Annotated in this window: 12 protein-coding genes and 3 pseudogenes; 6 read left to right on the top strand and 9 right to left on the bottom strand. The window is 35.9% G+C overall.

All coding sequences use genetic code 11. The features are described from left to right. Positions 1–2 precede the first annotated feature (2 nt). The 6 genes and pseudogenes from IPH52_24735 to IPH52_24760 all read right to left on the bottom strand — a co-directional run bounded on the left by IPH52_24735 (position 3) and on the right by IPH52_24760 (position 7,019). A pseudogene (locus IPH52_24735) lies at positions 3–1,309 on the bottom strand (O-acetylhomoserine aminocarboxypropyltransferase/cysteine synthase). Between the two features lie 519 nt (positions 1,310–1,828). Next, entirely contained in the window at positions 1,829–2,944 is a 1,116-nt protein-coding gene (locus tag IPH52_24740) for a YeeE/YedE family protein (protein ID MBK7058197.1), read from the bottom strand. Between the two features lie 9 nt (positions 2,945–2,953). Continuing rightward, the gene (locus tag IPH52_24745; protein MBK7058198.1) at positions 2,954–3,472 is read right to left on the bottom strand and encodes a YeeE/YedE family protein; all 519 of its coding nucleotides are present in this window, start codon (positions 3,470–3,472) and stop codon (positions 2,954–2,956) included. A 24-nt stretch (positions 3,473–3,496) separates the two neighbouring features. Continuing rightward, entirely contained in the window at positions 3,497–3,760 is a 264-nt protein-coding gene (locus tag IPH52_24750; GenBank protein MBK7058199.1) for a cytochrome b/b6 domain-containing protein, read from the bottom strand. Next, positions 3,739–5,706, bottom strand: a complete 1,968-nt coding sequence (locus IPH52_24755) for a cytochrome b/b6 domain-containing protein (GenBank protein ID MBK7058200.1) — start codon at positions 5,704–5,706, stop codon at positions 3,739–3,741. Before IPH52_24755 ends, IPH52_24750 begins: the two co-directional genes overlap by 22 nt. 8 nt (positions 5,707–5,714) lie before the next feature. Beyond that, positions 5,715–7,019 (bottom strand): tetrathionate reductase family octaheme c-type cytochrome, encoded by a 1,305-nt coding sequence (locus tag IPH52_24760; protein ID MBK7058201.1) that lies wholly within the window; start codon positions 7,017–7,019, stop codon positions 5,715–5,717. Positions 7,020–7,457: 438 nt separating this feature from the next. Between IPH52_24760 and IPH52_24765 the strand changes: the two are divergent. The 3 genes and pseudogenes from IPH52_24765 to IPH52_24775 all read left to right on the top strand — a co-directional run bounded on the left by IPH52_24765 (position 7,458) and on the right by IPH52_24775 (position 11,351). After that, positions 7,458–9,081 (top strand): annotated as a pseudogene (locus tag IPH52_24765) (FAD-binding oxidoreductase). After that, positions 9,068–9,727 carry a TetR/AcrR family transcriptional regulator gene (locus tag IPH52_24770; protein ID MBK7058202.1) on the top strand — a complete coding sequence of 220 codons (660 nt, stop codon included), beginning with the start codon at positions 9,068–9,070 and terminating at the stop codon, positions 9,725–9,727. The pseudogene IPH52_24765 and the gene IPH52_24770 overlap by 14 nt, the downstream one beginning before the upstream one ends. Continuing rightward, positions 9,724–11,351 (top strand): annotated as a pseudogene (locus tag IPH52_24775) (glycerol-3-phosphate dehydrogenase/oxidase). Before IPH52_24770 ends, IPH52_24775 begins: the two are co-directional and overlap by 4 nt. A 58-nt stretch (positions 11,352–11,409) precedes the next feature. Here the strand turns inward: IPH52_24775 and IPH52_24780 are convergent. Then, on the bottom strand, positions 11,410–12,534 hold the full coding sequence (locus tag IPH52_24780) for a cytochrome c554 and C-prime (protein MBK7058203.1): 1,125 nt from the start codon (positions 12,532–12,534) through the stop codon (positions 11,410–11,412). Between the two features lie 310 nt (positions 12,535–12,844). Here IPH52_24780 and IPH52_24785 point away from each other — a divergent pair, with 310 nt between their 5' ends. Further along, on the top strand, positions 12,845–15,712 hold the full coding sequence (locus tag IPH52_24785) for a SpoIIE family protein phosphatase (GenBank protein ID MBK7058204.1): 2,868 nt from the start codon (positions 12,845–12,847) through the stop codon (positions 15,710–15,712). Between the two features lie 38 nt (positions 15,713–15,750). Next, positions 15,751–15,972, top strand: a complete 222-nt coding sequence (locus IPH52_24790) for a hypothetical protein (protein ID MBK7058205.1) — start codon at positions 15,751–15,753, stop codon at positions 15,970–15,972. A gap of 40 nt (positions 15,973–16,012) precedes the next feature. On the opposite strand, the gene IPH52_24795 is transcribed toward IPH52_24790, so the two are convergent. Beyond that, positions 16,013–16,591, bottom strand: coding sequence for a hypothetical protein (locus tag IPH52_24795; GenBank protein ID MBK7058206.1), 579 nt, complete (start codon positions 16,589–16,591; stop codon positions 16,013–16,015). A gap of 288 nt (positions 16,592–16,879) precedes the next feature. On the opposite strand from IPH52_24795, the gene IPH52_24800 reads away from it, so the two are divergent. After that, positions 16,880–18,004, top strand: coding sequence for a hypothetical protein (locus IPH52_24800; GenBank protein ID MBK7058207.1), 1,125 nt, complete (start codon positions 16,880–16,882; stop codon positions 18,002–18,004). An 89-nt stretch (positions 18,005–18,093) separates the two neighbouring features. On the opposite strand, the gene IPH52_24805 is transcribed toward IPH52_24800, so the two are convergent. Then, positions 18,094–18,393, bottom strand: coding sequence for a hypothetical protein (locus tag IPH52_24805; protein MBK7058208.1), 300 nt, complete (start codon positions 18,391–18,393; stop codon positions 18,094–18,096). Positions 18,394–18,413: the final 20 nt, after the last annotated feature.

Below are 18,413 nucleotides of genomic sequence, written 5' to 3' on the forward strand. Positions count from 1 at the left end.
GATTACACTTTTTTTAAAGCTTCTTCTAAGTCGACGATTAAATCATCAATATGCTCTAGACCAACAGAGAGTCGGATAAAATCAGGAGTAACCCCCGCTGACTTTTGTTCTTCCTCTGTTAATTGTTGGTGTGTTGTTGATGCAGGGTGAATCGCAAGTGATTTTGCATCTCCTACGTTTGCAAGAAGAGAAAAAATTTCTAAACTGTCTATAAATTTCTTTGCTTCTGTAACACCACCTTTAACACCGAATCCAATGATTGCACCGAAAAGATTTTTCTTGTGATATTTTTTTGCTAGAGAATAATTTTTATCAGATGAGAGTCCTGGATAATTTACCCAACTAACTTTTGGATGTTTGCTTAAAAATTCTGCTACTTTTAATGCGTTAGACGAATGACGCTCCATGCGAATTGGTAAAGTTTCCACACCCTGTAAAATTTGCCAAGCATTGAAAGGAGAAATCGCAGGACCTAAATCTCGGAGACCTTGCACACGTGCTTTGATGATGTAAGCAATATTAGCCCCACCAAATGGTTCAAATTTTCCAAATACATCCCAATATTTTAATCCGTGATAACTTGGATCTGGCTCTGTAAAGTTTTTAAATTTTCCATTTCCATAATTAAATTTTCCTGCATCAATAATGATACCGCCGAGAGAAGTTCCATGTCCGCCCAGAAATTTTGTAAGGGAATGAACAACAATATCTGCACCATGCTCTATTGGATTTACCAAATAAGGAGAAGGGAGTGTGTTATCTACTATAAACGGAACTCCGTTATCATGAGCAATTTTCGCAATTGCTTCTAAGTCGAGAGTATCGAGTTTCGGATTACCAAGAGTTTCCGCATACACAGCGCGAGTTTTATCGTTGAAATATTTTTTAAAATTATTTGGATCCGATGGATCTGCAAAATGAACCTTGATTCCCATTTTCGGAAAAGTGTAATGGAGTAGGTTGTATGTTCCACCGTATAGCGAAGAAGAAGCAATGATTTCTTGTCCTGCTTCGACAATATTTAATAAGGCAAGCGTCTCTGCTGATTGACCGGAAGCTGTGGCTAATGCCGCTATGCCGCCTTCGAGTTCCGCAACTCTTTTTTCGAGAACATCAGTCGTTGGTTCATTAGACGAGTGTAAATATTTCCAAATTCTTGGAGTCCGAAAAGTCGAGCCGCATGATCTGTATCATTGAATACGTAAGAAGTAGTCTGGTAGATCGGAACTGCTCTTGAGGTAGTTGCCGGATCTCCCTTGGTATAACCTGCGTGTAGCGCGATTGTTTCGGGTTTGAATTGTCTTGCCATAAAAAAACTCCTATTTTTAAAACATAGTTTAGTGAAATTAAATACAATAAAACGAACCCTTTTATTTTCGTCAAATAAATATTCTAATAAGTTGGAATCAAGCGTCGTTATATTGGAATTAATAAAGAATTCCACCGATAAGAGAGCAATTAATTCCTGGTAAATTCGAAAATTAGTATTGTTAAAAATCCTCTAGTTGACAGCATTGGGCTTGCTTCCAATGTCATTAGGATAAGAAAGAGAGAAGAAAGATTAACCACGAAGGGCGCGAAGAAAAGAAAAGTTTTAAGAAACTCCTTCGTGGTAAAAAAATTCTTAACTTAATGGTATTGAGATTGCTCCGGTAGGGTTTCATGAATAACAAAAGTAAACAACCATTACCCGCAACCACCCATTGCTGCTTTTTTCTTTTGTAGCTTAACTTTTTTTATGAACTCAATTTGATGAGAATTATTCCGTGAGATATTTCTGGTATCGAAGAATTAAATTCTAAGCCAACTGTCTTAAAAAATTCATAGTCTAATGACTCTTCTTCCCCTTCAGGCTTTTTTTCATAGCTATATCTTCTGGCAAAGGAAAATATTTTAGCCATTCATTTACTCCGCCTTCTAGAATATAAATGTTTAGCACTCCTTGCGCCTTCAGTAATTTCCAAGCTAAAGTAGAATCCTTTTCTTTATTAGATAAAACAACAATGACAGTATTTGAACCAATCTTGCTTAACTCGTCTGCAAATTTGGGCGATCTGACTGTTTGAAAATCTACTCTATCAGCATCTCTTAAATGAAATAAATTATAGTCACTTTCATTTCGAACATCCAGGACCTTTAGATACAATTGACGGTCATGCATTAATTCTCTTAACTCACCCGGATGAATGTATACCTCTCTTTTAAGTAAAAAGGGTTCATTTTTTGCAGAAACATATTGCCACTTCTTATCAGCGTCCGGTTGTCCAAGAAATGCAACTGCTAATGCAAAGAATAGCAAAATAGAGGCTGCGATCATATTCTTAGAATTCGTTGGAATTAGATTAATTTCTTTCCATGGAATATTTTGTCCAAAAACTTTTTCACCTATTTCAGCCCAGTAAAAAGCGATGATTGCCACAAGGATGACGGCTACTACCGTTACTCCAATACTAGTTCCAAAAAGATCGGATAATAGATAACGTTCTTTTACTCCAGACTCCCAAAATTCTTCAAAAAATCCAACGGTCTCTCCAAAAAATCCTACTCCGATTAGAACTCCAATTAGAAATAGTAGTCCATCTAATTTCAGTGTAGAAGTTGCGACAAGGGAAGTGCCCGGACAAAATCCACCGATTATAAAACCTACACCCATGATTAGCCCACCGATAATTCCCGGCATAAGATAAGTTGGATTTACCCATATTCCTTTAAAATCAATCAGTCCAAGCGAAGAACTCAAGAATATTAATACTAACGCAACAATGATTGCGGTAAACATTACCTTTAAAACTCTCATCTCTTTGAAATAGAACTGGGCAGCTAGTTTTCGAGAATCTCCAAAACCGGACATTTCTAAAACACCGCCAAATCCGATACCAATCAAGAAAAAAACAAAATATCCCCAATACTTTCCGAATAATGAAATAATATCAAATGGTCCCATAGTTTTCTCCTAATTCCAAACCTTTCTTACAAAATAGGCAATCGCATATCCACCAGCAAAGACCGCCAGCATAAATGCCCAACTTCCAACAGAAAGCACAGCACCACCACTCAATGCTTGCCCTGAAGTACAACCTCTAGCCATTCTTGCCCCATAACCCATAATGATTCCGCCAATAACTGCTAAAACCAATCTTTTCTGATTGGAGATTTGAGGACCTTTACGAATTTCCAATTTCACTCTTTTAAAAAAAAGACCTGATATTAGACCACCAACAAAAGTTCCGAATAACATAAATAGTCCACTATGATCTAATGGATTCAAATTCCCACCGCCCATATGAGCAAGGTAGGCAACTCTATCAACATGGTTACTTGCAAATACATCTAATATTGCTACTTGAATGCGATTGATTGCGCCTGACGCACCCAATCCATTTCCAGTTATATAATAAGCCAAAAAAAGTACAATACCAAGGAGTGTTCCGCCAAGGTAAGGGTTAATATAATTTTCTTCTCTTTGTTCCATAGTTTTCTCCAAGATTAACTTTTATTAGACTCCATTTTTTTTTACATCTTCATAGCCAATTACCATTGCCTTGATATTCGATGTCCATGTATGACCCGTTGTAGTAAGGTAAACATGCATACATAAAAAAGATAAGAACATCCAAGATCCTAATGTATGAATGGGGGCTAATACAGAAAGTCCACCGAGGAAATTTAGAATTCCAGGAAGTCTTTCTTCGCCCCAAATCAAAAGTCCAGTTATTACCTGAATGGGTAATAGTAAATTTAAAATTGCAAGATAGGTGATCTGTTGAAGTGGGTTGAGTTTTCTTTCTTTCGTTTTTCAAGCGGGTGGGATGCACCATTAAATATTCCATGCGTATAATATCGAATTTGCGCAATGCTATCATTCCAAAAACTTTTATAGGGCGGAAAATACTGTTTAATCTCAGAACTGGCAACATGATAGAAAAAGGATAGAAATGCATTTACAATTAAAATAAAAGCCAGGATATTATGAGCATAGACTGCAACAGTTAAACTTAAAAAAGGAATTGAATCTGGAAAGTGAATTTCAATTCCTGTGATAAGTAAAAAAATAATTCCAAGGGCAGATGTCCAATGCCAGAGTCTTTCATAAAATGAATACATATATACTTGTTTCATTTCTTCATGAGTAGATACTATTTCCCTTGCTTTTAAAATTCTATATCCGCTGTGCAAGATAATTCCCAAGACTGTAAGTCCGAATAGAAATAGACCTAAATAATCTATCCATTTTTGTTTTACGTATCCAAAAACATAGAATCCAGCATTCTCAATTTTAGCTTCTGCAAAAAATCTATCTTTATCTTGCTTAATGAAAAGAATATTTTCTGCCAATTTAGAATCCTCTGCTATTTTTGGGAGATTCCTACCTGGGAGATAGTCTCCAATAAATATATCTGTGGATAATTTAGATTCGCTGCTATGACAACTAGAACAGTCTTTGGTTACAGAGTCACCACGCAATATTCCATGCACTACAGGGAATACTCCAATTTCACCTCTAATTTCCAATTCATCGTTTAATAATGACTGCAATTGATTTTTGATATATTCATATTTTTCCTGCTTATCTAAAACCCATTCAACGCCTTCTATATTTCCATTTTTATTTTGGTCGAATAAATCTTTTAGCTTTGTATTCTCTGTTTGATTTTTAGAATTCAAGATAGTTTTCAAAGAATCTATAGATATTTTCTGATTTGATTTTTTAGAAACCCAATTCCATTCAGTTACAAAATTGTAGGGTTTAAGTTTTTCATTTTGAGGTAGTAAAAATGGGGAATACCCTTTGATGTATTCTACATTGATAGATTTTTGAGGATAACCATCGATATTTCTAAATTTATAAATTGGACTAGCAAGCTCTGTAAGGACTGTATTATCAATTTCTAATAAAGCCGGTCCTTTGATTAAGGGAACATGACAACTCTGACAGGCAACGCGTTCCATGTGTTTTTTCTTATATGGAATCATATCATGTATCAACAATGGATTATGACAGTTAGAGCATTCCGAGGTGGTAAGATTATGATCTGGTCGAGTCAGAAAAGAAGCCAGACTCGTAGTTCTTGGATCTTGAATTAAATGTTTTAATTCATTGTCTTTCTTAGGTATCATTTTTTTGGGATTGTTTGAAGCAAAATGACAATCAACACAGTGAACTCTTCTGTCTGCATGAATATCCCACGCATAATCAGTAGTATCCTTATTTTCCAAATTCAAAAAAGAAGATTGTATTTTTTGATGAGAAATGATTTCTCCGGTTCGTTTGGTTTGTTCATATTTTCCGGGTGTAAAGAAATCTGTTGGAAACGCAAGTGGCTTATCTCCTTGGTGAATAAGTCCATGACAGGAATTGCAATTCTCATTTTCTGGACTGCGAATAGTAAGATATTCTCTCATTAATTCACCAGATGAATTGATTTGACTCGGTTTCCAATCTATCTTTCCATTTTCAAAGTGGCATTGAATACAATCTACTTGAATCGTTTTATTTACATGGTGACTGTTTTTAGATATGTATTCTGTGTCATGACATTTGCTACAAGTTTGATCTGTAGAAATTTGACCATTGGATGATCTTACATTTATTCCATTTTTATCTAACAAAGGAATAAGAGGATGAAGTTTACTTGACTGAGCTTCTTTTTCAAATGGGAAGAACATTGCAGAAAAGACTACCAAAATTGCCATATAACGGTTCATAATTTCTCCTACTTTCCTTTTACATTGGATAGATCACGTCCACCAATGATGGCAGGATCATTATCATATCCAAGTGATTTCCAATCCATTCTCGAAGAGTTTCCATGACAATCATTGCAACTCAAACTATCTTTTGCTGAGCTTACCATATGAGAGAGTGGCCAAAACATTTGAGTGTCGGTAAATCCATATTCACCGCTGTATTCACTTTTATTCTCCTTGGCTCCTAGTCGAATCGCTTTATCCCAATTAAACTCTTTCCAATAGCCTCCTTCTCCTGATGTTACAACGGGTAAAAGAATATTTAGTTTTTTATCATAGGGTTGTGTTGCTTTGTGAATTTTAAATGGCCAGATTTTTGCATTTTTATCATTCTTATTTCCTTGCGGATAATTGATATTATTCAGTTTGCCGGGTTCAATTTTATCACCTTGCAGATATCTATCTACCTTTAAATTAAACCAATAGTATTCTGGTTTAAGATTCATAGCATAAGTAAATTCACCTTTGATTTTTAAATATTCATGGATGCTTTCTTTTCTATTGGAATCTCCTGCCTTTGACCAATCCCATGTCATTTTCGTTGGAGTTCGTTTTGCATAATTTGGGATATGACAGGTTTGGCAGGCGATTGATTTTGTATGAGCATTGATTCTTTCATTTTTGTGAACATTCTCTTCATGACAGTTACTACAATCAACTTGGTTTTTCTCTTCAATGGATACAGAAAATGCTGTGCCTGGAACTAGATGATCTTTTGTTTTATGGCAATCAATACATAGCATTTTGTGTTTTCCCATGTGGACATCGACTTTTTCCACTGCATTTATGAGACTATCGTCTAGATCTCCGTGCTTAACTGCCATTCCACCACCACCAGAAAAATGACACATTCCACAATTATCCCTTTTAGGATATCCTACACCTCTTGCCACAGCCAATAAATTCACATCTTTACTGGGCATACCCGCTAAGTCCTTAGTATATGTACCAGTCCAATCGTGACAAATAAGACAATCTACATTTTCCGATTTCTTAAAATCAAAGGTCTGATCTTCCCAGCCATATCCTGCATGGCATTTAGTACAGGATGGCCAGTTTCCGGTAACATTGATACAAAAGTTATTGATGAGATTTTTCTTACCAATTGTAAGAATACTTTCTTCTTTTCTTGAACTCTTATTTGACCTGAGCCATGTCCAATGCGAGGTTTTCATTACATTTTCAGCAGATTTTGGATGGCAATTGATACATGCTTTGGTTACTTCTTGTGGTGAGGAAAAGCCCGATCTTGCATTTTCTTCAAAATACATGGAATGACTAAAGTGAATTCTTGTTGGTTTTTCAAAATTGCTGATGGGCTTATGCTTGCTTACCCCCCCAGGCCAAAAAAGAATAAAAGAAGCTGTGAAAATTATTATTGTTAAGATAAAACCTAAAAACCAGTTTTTATTTTTCAATCGCATATGATCTACCTAACTTTTAGAAGCTATTTTAAATAAAGTAAATATTTTTTGATAGATTCTTTATTTAATTTAATCCAAGATAATTACTCATACAATACCCTGTATAGTATATATCTAATTAAAAACATTCATAGAAAAGCAAGTCATTAAAAAAGGAAGTTCACGCAAAGCCGCGGAGACGCAAAGAGAAGAGGGCAATTTACCCGTGTCCGATCGTGGTAATTTTTTTAGTTTACAAAATAGACAATGGTTCATATAATGACGATAGTTCAAAAAGAGGGTGATATGTCAAACAGCACTTACAGGCAGATTTATAAATGGGGAGATCCTAAAAAAGAGGAGAAATTAAACCACCATGCAGCGGAATTTCTCGAAAAATCCTTTGGAATCAAAGAAAGTCCAAAACCGCATTTGCCAGGGGACATGGATATTTCTCTCGAAAGAAAGAAAACTCTTCCAGCTAAGATTACAAACAAACTGAAAGCAATTGTGGGAGAGAATAATTTCTTCGACTCTGATTTCGAAAGAGCGCGTCATAGCATTGGAAGATTCTATATGGAAATTCTCCAGGCTAGAATGGGCAATGTAGAAAATCCTCCTGATGCAGTCGTATCTCCGAGAACGCAGGAAGAAGTTTTGCAAATAGTTAAACTTTGCAATGAGTGGAAAATTCCAATTATCCCCTTTGCTGGTAATTCTTCCGTAACAAAAGCATTGCAAGCTCCTAAGGGTGGAGTCTCCCTTGATTTAAAAAATCTAAATAAAATTATTGAGCTAAATGAGACTAACACAACCGTAACCGCTGAGGCTGGAGTGTTTGGACCGGTATTAGAAAAATTTCTAAACGAGAAAGGATATACATGCGGCCACTTCCCTCAATCTTTTGAATTTTCTACTGTGGGTGGCTGGGTTGCTGCTAAAGGAGCAGGGCAGGCTTCCACTGGATATGGAAAAATGGAAGATATCGCTCTTGCGGTTACTGTTGTTACCCCCGAAGGAATTATAGAAACAAAACCTTATCCTGCTGCTTCTATCGGTCCTGATATTTTCAAATTCTTCTTAGGCTCAGAGGGGATACTCGGTGTAATCACAAAAGTTACTTTAAAAGTTAGAAAGTATAAAGCGGAAGATTCCTCCATGACTTCTTTTATCTTTCCTGACTTTGAATCTGGCTGTAAAGCAATGCGCGAAATTATGCAGGGTGGTTTTGGAAAGCCTCATTTCTTCCGACTCCAAGATCCAGAAGAGCCTGATATCTCTTTTAGAATGTCTGGCAAAGAAGGAAGTATTTCTGATAAGTTTTTAAAGTTAATTCGCTATTATCCGATGAAGCGTTGCTTGATGTATGTAATTATTGACGGAGATCCCGACTACACGAAATTTCTTTTGAAGAAAGTGAGAAAAGTAGCCAAACAAAATAAAGCATTCGAAACCGGAAAATCCGTTTGTGAATAAATGGTTGGAGCAAAGATATTCGAGTGCCTATCTACGGGACTCTTTAATGGACCAAGGCGTTATGATTGATACCCTCGAAACTGCGGTTACTTGGGATAATCTCCTCGGACTTTGGAAAGCGGCTCGTGATTATGTAAAACAAAAACAAAACACACTTTCCCTTGTGCATATTTCTCATGCTTATGAAAATGGAGCCAATCTCTATTTTATATTTATGTGCCCAATGGATACAAAAGATGAAGTAGGCGAATTTAACAAATTTCATAAAGGGCTAATAGATGTTATCCATAAAAACAATGGCTCTCTATCGCACCATCATGGCATAGGTCGATTAACCTCTCATTTGATGAAAGAAGAAGTCGGTGAACTCGGATTAAAGACATTGCAAGCATTAAAAGATTCACTTGACCCAAAAGGAATTATGAATCCGGGAGGCACACTTGGTCTCAAATGAAATCAAATCAAAAGTGCAATCTCGTAAAGAAAGAGAATTTATTAAGCGGGGAGAAGAGATTTTAGAAACAGCCAAATCCCTTTTTAAAAAACAAAATCCAGCTCTAGTCAGTATGGATATGATTGCAAATGAAGTAGGAATTGGTAGAGGAACACTCTATTTGCATTACAAGGGCAAAGATGAACTCATGATGCGAATTGTATTAAATCGTCATATCGAATTGTTAAGTGAATTGGACAATATTGATTTAAAACTTTCAGCAGAGGATCTGGCACGAAAAACAGTAAGAGTCTACTTAGAGCATAATATCAATTCGCCACAAGATTATCTCATGCAAAAAAAATGTGAAGAGAATATTATAAAAGAAAATGTAGGCGAAGAAATTTTAAAGGAAGTAGAAGAGGAAAGACTAAAGCGAATGGCTATTATGGAAAAAATCTTTCTTAGACTAAAAGAAGAAGGAAAGATTCGAGATATCCCGCCTTATCTGCTAGCAGGTGCGACATGGGGCATGTTAAAAGGGGCACTAGACGTAATTGTAAGTGGTTACTTCAGACAAGAAATTGCAGATGAAGAAATGTTTTTTGCACTCGTCGAAAATCTTTTATTTTACGGACTTTTCAAATCAGAGGAGAAATTAAAATGAAATCAAACCGAATTCCAATCAAAGATTTAAAGGAAAAAGAATTAGATGTATTAATCATTGGTGGTGGAATCACAGGGGCTTGTATTCTCTGGGATGCAACTCTTAGAGGGATGAAATGTCTCTTAGTGGATAAGAATGATTATGCGTCTGGAACAAGTCAGGCAACTTCAAAATTAATTCATGGGGGACTTCGGTATTTAAAGAATTTTGAAATTGGTCTTGTTCGGGAATCTTTAAGAGAAAGAAGAAATTTAGCTCGCATATCTCCTCATGCACTTTATACAATGGGCTTTCAAATTCCAGTTTACAATGCTAAAGATACAGTGATGACTAAACTCGGAATGGTTCTTTATAACCAGTTATCCTATGATCGAAATAAAATGATTCACCTGGATAATTTAATACCCGAATATCGCTTTCACAATCGAGAAGAAACTATCCACGAGATTCCAGAAATTCCTAGAGAGCGGCTAAAAGGCTCTTACCTCTACTATGATTATGCAAATCTAAATCCAGAGCGTTATACGACAGAGTTTATATTCTCAGCTCGTAATCATGGGGCAGTTTGTAGAAATTATACTGAAGTCTTAAATATTGAGAAAACTTCGAAAGGAACTTATTTGTTAAACTAAAAGATAGTTTATCCGGAGAAATTGCAATAGTAGAAACAAAAGCTCTTGTGAATTCAGCAGGACCCTGGGCAGATAAGATTGAATCGATGGCTTATAGCGGAATGGAAACCAAGCTTGTTAGATCTAAGGGGATACATATTATTACCCGTAAGATTTGTAAAGATACTACAGTGGTATTAAAAAAGAAAAATGGAACTCATTTATTTATTATTCCGTGGAGAAATAAAACTATAATTGGAACAACTGATACGGTTTATACTGATTCGCCGGATGCATTGAAAATTACCAAACAGGACATTGAAGATCTTTTAGAAGAAGTAAATTTCGCTTACGGTTCGATTCAACTAAAAATAGAGGATGTAGATTTTTATTATGGAGGGCTTCGTCCACTCGTAGAGCAAGAGGGTAAGTCAACTTACAATGCTTCTCGCAAATTAGAAATCATGGATCATAAAGACGAAGGATTTCCTGGCTTCTACTCCGCACTTGGCGGCAAGTACACTACTAGCCGCTTACTGGCTGAAAAGTTAGTGGATAAAATTGCAGAGTTTTTACCATCCAATTTTTCAGAGTGTAAAACTGAGATTACACCTATACTTGGCGGACATTTTACTGATTTTAAATCTTTGGAAAACGAATTGCAAAAAGAATTTCCCAAAGAGTCCGGTGAAAAAATTGAAACACTTGTGCATCGTTATGGAAGTGAAGCAAGAACTATTCTAAAAGAATTTCCAAATGAAAAGGAGGTATTTGTTTTGCAAAATGGGGAACATATTTATGCAGAAGAAATGGCACATATCGCAAACAAAGAAGATATAATATACGCAAGTGATTTTTATTTTAGAAGATCAGGAGTTGGAGTTCCAGGTAAGCCAGATCCAGTGAATAACGAGAAAATCCTCTCCAAACTCGGGCAATATTTAAGTTGGGACAACAATCGATTAGCCGAAGAAAGGAAAAGCATAGAGAGTAGGTATAAGATTTACTTTTAAAGATTACCACCGATGAACACCGAAAACACCGATAAAGAATACGATAGTTCTGGCGTTTTCACAACTTGCTATTCGTGTTCATCTTTGGTAAATTATTAATTTTCTCTCGCTTAAATACAAGCTTACTCGTATTATCCTCTACAGTTGAGAAAAGATTATTTGATTCATTGACATAGTTCATAGAAAGTTCATAAGAGTCTATTCGAGACAAATCAGTCTGTGGAAGAGGAATATTTTTAACATAATAGGCATCTTCTTTTGATACAGGCGGAGTAATGATATTACGCTCTAGTAATTTTTTAGCAGAATGAGTTTGGCTATTTCGATTTGATTCAATTTCAGTGTATACGTAACGAAGATTGATTTTTTTTATTTCCACTCCTTTCTTATCTAAGAGACGAATGACTAGAGTGCGAAATAAATCGCCGGTGGGGAAGGCATGACCTAAACGTTTTGCGGTTACGATTAATTTTGCGTCGGCATCAGAAACTTTTTCTAGACTAAGAGAGAAAGTTTTTGTCAGATAATCACGATTATGCCCTCCTGGAAAATTATGAGTCTTGTAGTTTAGTTTTTTTTCCATATGGCAATCCTGACAGGTTTCCTTTCCATAGAAATAGCTCATTTGCCATTCACTAAACGTATTCTGCATAGGCTGATTTGAAAAATTAAAGTCATTGTGTGGAACGTTTCCTGTCCCAACCGGAAAGTTAAATTGGTGACAGTTCTCGCAAAATTCTGAGCGGCGCATCTCTTTTACTTCGATATATTCATGCTCCTTTGGTTTTGCGGGAATACGCGCTGTTAAAATTTTATCTCCTCGCTTGTGGCAGACAATACAAGAAACGCCTTCCTCTACAAAGAGTCGATCCTGTATTTTTTCAGGATCTCCATCTGCTTTCATAATGGGGGCATGACAATTAACGCACCAAATAAGCGGTTCTCTCTCGTGACTTTCCTTGTATAAATTATTAGTGAATGCAACGCGATGTCTAGTATTACTCCACTCCTCATAGATTCCTTCGTGACATGCTCCGCAATCCTTAGAGCTTTCTTGGTTGCCTGTGAGTTTAATCGGGGTTAGCCCTTTCGAAAAGCCATGTTGATTTTTCTGTGAGCAGGATTGTAGAAAATAGAATGCGAGTAGAATTAATAAAATACTTTTATTTTTTTTTTGGTTCATAGCTTGTCTCTTACGGCATATCCCTGTTAAACCTAAGTTTATTTTATCTTTACTCAGTTTCCTTTAGCCGAACCAAAAAGCAAACCTTAAAAGAAATTCTTTTTACAATAAATTTTAACACGGCAAATAGTATTTAGCTTTACAGAATAAAAAATATACTGAGACTTGCTTCTTGCTATATACTGATTCTATTTAACCGTTGCGCAAGATTTTACGGAAAAGTGAATCAGAATAGACCATTTCGCCATATTTGCAATAGTAAGACGCAATGCTTTTTGAGAAATGGTATAAGCTAACGGGGAGGTTGGTTTTGGATCTTATACAAAATTTTTATTTAAACTATTATACTATTGGAGTGTTGACTGGTCTTTTCATGACAGCACTCATCGCAGTCTTCTTAACATTATTGCCTTCCAAATCAACTCCCACAAAATATTTAATTATCATTTATTTCACCGGAGCAATGCTGACTTTGGGATACACATTAGTCCAGGGATTGTATTTCCCATCTAAGTGGATTCGAGTCTACTTGTTAATAGCTATTACCCTCAATCATTTATTTACAATTCAATTATTTTTTCATTTTCCTTCGAACACTCATCCCCGACTTGCTAAATCATTTTTGTATGTGCAGAGTTTTATCTTTTTAATACTAGATATTTTCCTCATTGTTAAATCAATAGGAGTTGGTGTTGTTTATGATTTCGCGGGACATTATTTTGAAATAGATTCGCCTTTCGCTCTTAAAATATATGGTCTGGTAGTATTATTGAATATTTTTTTAATCACAGGTGTTGGTATTTGGAAAACTTTTATTACACCCAAAAAAGAAAGACTCGCTTTAATCTTTATAAACATTGGAATTTTTTGCACTCTCTTTATTCCAGGTCTTGTGAACGTGTTAAATAAAACAGGATTGGTATCGAGGACTGTTTATATTAGTCTCTTCTGTCTATTTACGATAATTGGTCTATTCATGGTAATTGTATCCTATATTAATAATACCAGTGACAAAACTACTTTTATGTTTAAGATTGTAGGGGTAAGCTTTGTTAGCTTCGTGTTTGTTTATAATGTATTCAGTTTCATAGGCATGAGTGAAATGGAGAATACTTACGATTTGCTGCATCGTGGACAGTCTGTGTTTGCTATGGAAGCAAATCATAAACCTGAAGATTTGAAATATATAATTGAATACGATCCTGAAAAAGACACCTTTCAATTCACGCACAATGTGGATAATGTAGAATTACCCAAGGAATTCAAATATGAATTAATCAATTCCTATATTTATAATTCCTTTTCAAAAACGAAAGATGCTTCTTTGATGGAATTGAGACAGATTTTACAAAATCTTCATATTCAGGATAGCGAATATGCTTCTGGTTACTCGTTGTTAATTCAATCGTATTTAGAAAAATTCGAACCGACCACAGGAGTCTCTTCTGCCAATGTTCCTGAATTAATTCAATCAAAGGATCGATTCTTATTTTATCGATACAATAAAATTCAGCAAATGTCAGAGGATAATTTTAAGAAAAGCCTGCAAGAATTTCTAATTAAAGAAAAAGAAGAATTTCTTCCCTTCAAAGAAGCGATACAAAAACACATAGATACCTCAAGCAAAGATGGACACGAACTCAAAGCAGAGATTTTAAACTTTGTAATTCCAATGCAAGACGTATCCGTTAGACGCTATCGTAAAAGCTTGGATCAAAAAAGTCATTTCGTAATTTTTCATTATATCGATACTGAAAAGAATAAAATATATGAACTTGGCTACTCTTATACTGACTACCGAAAGTTTATTCATGCCATTGGTCTAAAGCTCGTTTATATTTTATTCTTCGCACTCATTCTAGTCGTCATTGGAACTCCAATCTTTTTATCAGGAACCTTAATCAATCCACTGAATGCGCTTCTTGAAGGACTTGGCAAAGTAAAAAAAGGAAATTTAGATATTACCATTCCTATAAAGGTGCAAGATGAAATTGGATTTCTTTCCAATTCTTTTAATAGCATGGTTAAATCCATCAAAGATTCAAAGGATAAATTGGAAGATTACGCAGAGCATTTGGAAGAAAAAGTTGAAGCTAGAACGAAAGAATTGCAAGTAACTTTAAACCAAGTAGAGAAATTGAAAACGCAACAAGATGGAGATTACTTCTTAACAACATTGCTTCTTCGCCCGCTTGGGGTTAATAAGGTATTAGGCTCTAAAATTAAAGTAGATTTCTTCGTGAAGCAAAAAAAAGAATTCAAATTCAAATCAGTTTCTCATGACATAGGGGGGGATATATGCATTACCCACCAGATTAAACTAAAAGGGAGAGATTATATTACTTTCTTAAATGCAGATGCTATGGGAAAATCTATGCAAGGAGCAGGCGGAGTATTGGTATTAGGCGCAGTGTTTCAATCTATTATTCAGCGAACAGTTTCTTATTCCGCGCATTCCGAGGTGCCGCCTGAGTTCTGGATTAAATCTGCCTTTAAAGAAATGCATAAAATATTCGAAAGCTTTGACGGATCTATGCTTATTTCTCTTGTGTTCGGTCTTGTTGACGAAAGATCGGGGCTTGTGTATTTCATGAACGCCGAACATCCATGGGTTATTTTATATCGTGACGGTGTAGCTGATTTTATTGAGCATGATATGAAATTTCGTAAACTCGGAACCAGTGGGCTCGAAAACGAACTCTTTATTTCTACGTTTCAAATGATGCCTGGAGATTTTTTAATAATTGGCTCTGATGGGAAAGACGATCTCATTCTTTCAAAGGATGAAAAGAGGGATACTCGCATTATCAATGAAGATGAAGGTCTTTTCTTAAAGCGAGTGGAAGAAGCAAAGGGAGATTTGAATACTATCTTTACACTAATTACTGATAAGTTCGAACTCATGGATGATTTTTCTCTATTATCTATTAGCTATCCGAACGATAGCGTAGAAATGAGCGAAGAAGAAACGGAAAAAGTAGAAGCTACTCTTCGTTTGGCGCGATCCCTAGTTGGAAAACATAACTTTAAAGACGCAATTCAACTGCTAAAAGAAGCATACGAAGAAAATAAAAATCGAACGGAAGTCGCTCAATACTTGATCAAAGCTTATATGAAAGGTCGTGCATATAAAGAGGCTTCTAATATCTGCAAAGAATTCTTAGAAAAAATGAATTAGACTCCAACTTATTATTCAAAGCATCTTTCTGTCTAAAAATGAATCATGAATTTAAAGAAGCAATTGAATTGGCGGAGAGAATTAAATTGCGTGAACCATTTAACGTTCGAAATCTAACTCACCTAGCGGATATGTATGCGTATACAAAAAACTATAAGCGCTCGGAAAAATTAGTTCAGAAAATCCTACACATTGAGCCAGAAAATAAAGGTGCACTTAAAATATTGGAAAGACTTGAAAAAGAAAATCTGAAGATATAAATTCCCTCTGAGTCTCCGTGACTCGGTGGCAATCTTATAATTAAGGCTTACCAGGATTATCCTTTAACATTTTCTGTCTGTCTTTCTTGATTTTTTCCATCTCGGTGCGGATATTCGGACTTTTGCGCGAGATGTAAAGTAAGATGAAGTTAAAAGAAGTCATGCTCCCGTCTTTGTAAGAGCAAAAGTCTTCTAGTGGCATTTCACGTCCATTGGGGTTATACTCATTAGCCTCTGTCTCGACTGTGCCACCGGATTCTTTGCAAACGAGTAGGGCGATTTGATAAGGCGAATCTCCGTCACTAAAAAATCCTTTCTCTCGAATCATTGCGACGAGTTGTCCGCTATTTACATATTCGTATGGTTTCCAGGCACTGCACTCTCTTCCTTTTCTTGCTTTTCCTGATTTAAAAACACAGTGAGAGCTGATCATAATTCCACTTTGTGGAAACCGAGTGAACGGATGGCGCGGAAGTCTATCATCTGGAAATTTATAAGTCACATATTGTGGCTTTTCGTAAAACTCGCTTTCCCATGCACTCACCCCAACATTCACCATGAAAATTAAGAATAAATACAGGCAGTTTCGTAATATTTTTCGCAATAATAAAACATTCATACATTTACCATCGAGTCAAACAAGCTGAAACATAAAGGTTAAATTGGCGAGGGAATTGGGAAAATTAGTAACTATTGAGTGTGGTTTGCCACAGAGTCACCGAGACACAGAGGGTTTTGAAATTTTGCATACACACGCTAATTTGGTTTTCGATAAAGAATTCTTTTAGACAGGATTAACAAGATTTACAGGATGAATAATCCCGAAAATCAATTTAGCTTGTGTATATTAACTAAAATTAATCTGATTATTTATTGACTTACTTGGGTAGTTTTTCATTTTAAATGAATGAACAATCTACGGCTAAGCATTAAATCTAATTATCCTTCCTCTTTTAAAAAATTCTATTCCCTAAAAGTAATTTTTATTCTGTTGATTCTTTGCATATCATGCGAAAAGAGCAAACCGGATAATACGAGTAACCTGCTCGGACTTGTAGCGATTGTGAATTCTACTAAAGTGCAATCTTATGTTGTGACGACTTTTGCTGGGTCTGGAGAGAGTGGGTCAGTTGATGGAACAGGGATAGCGGCTACTTTTAATTATCCTGCCGGAATAGCATTAGATAGTAATGGCAATCTTTACTTAGCTGATACTTATTATAATCATAAGATTCGCAAGATTACCTTTGATGGAATCGTGACAACGCTTGCAGGCTCCGGTTCAAAGGGCTCAATTGATGGGGCAGGTAACACTGCTAGTTTTAATTCGCCCGGAGGCGTTGTTGTTGATAAAAGCGGAAATGTATATGTAGCCGATACATTTAATAGTAAAATTAGAAAGATCACATTCGAGGGAGTTGTATCTACTTTCGCGGGCTCAGGAGTTGAAGGATTTGCAGACGGAGCAGGCGGTGTAGCCATTTTTTTTCGTCCTTTAGGCGTAATCGTGGATGACAGCGGAGCAGTTTATGTGGCAGATACTTATAATAACAAAATTCGTAAGATAGAAGTGTCAGGAGTTGTGACTACATTAGCAGGTTCAGGAGCTAGTGGTGCTACTGATGGAACCGGGATAGCGGCTACTTTGAATAGTCCGCAATGTATTGCTATGGATTCCAATGGAATCATTTATGTGGGCGACTATGGAAATCACAAAGTCCGCAAAATCAATTCTAATGGAGTCGTAACGACTTTTGCAGGTAGTGCGGATAACTATTTATACCCGCTTGGGATTGCGATAGATTCTAGTGGAAGCATTTATCTAGCAGAATTCCCAACTCTTGTTATTCGTAAAATTTCATCAGCTGGTGTTATTAGCATGATTGCCGGTTCTGGTTCCAAAGGCTGTGTCGATGGGATTGGAACGACAGCTAGCTTTTCTCGTCCGACGGGCATTGCTGTCGATAATAAAGGAACTATCTATATTGGTGATGGTGGTTGTAATAAAATCCGCAAGATTACTTTGCAGTGAATTTATTAACTATCCTGATTTTCTATATACCTACTTTTTTATTGAATACAACGAAATACTAAGAGCCCTTATAGTAAGGACTTGATTAATCAAGTCCCTACTATAAGGGCTTTCCCTTTAAAACTAAACATACTTCCTCGAATACCTATATACATTCCTTTTTGCATTTGAGATTCCAGACAAAAAATTTCGGGGATTACGAATAATTTACTTATTTCTTGTTTACCTTTTTCCGTATAGTATATTATACTACATGTATGTTGGTGTAGACCTGCAAAGCAGGAAAAAGACTTTGAGCCCTGCACCATAGGGATTGTGTAAAAGTAAGAAACTGGTAGCATAGAATTCAGAGAACTCATTCTCTCTGTGATTCCTTGTTTCGGTGGCAAATCTTTTCAATCTCTATGTC

Source organism: Leptospiraceae bacterium (assembly GCA_016708435.1).
Lineage (GTDB): Bacteria > Spirochaetota > Leptospiria > Leptospirales > Leptospiraceae > UBA2033.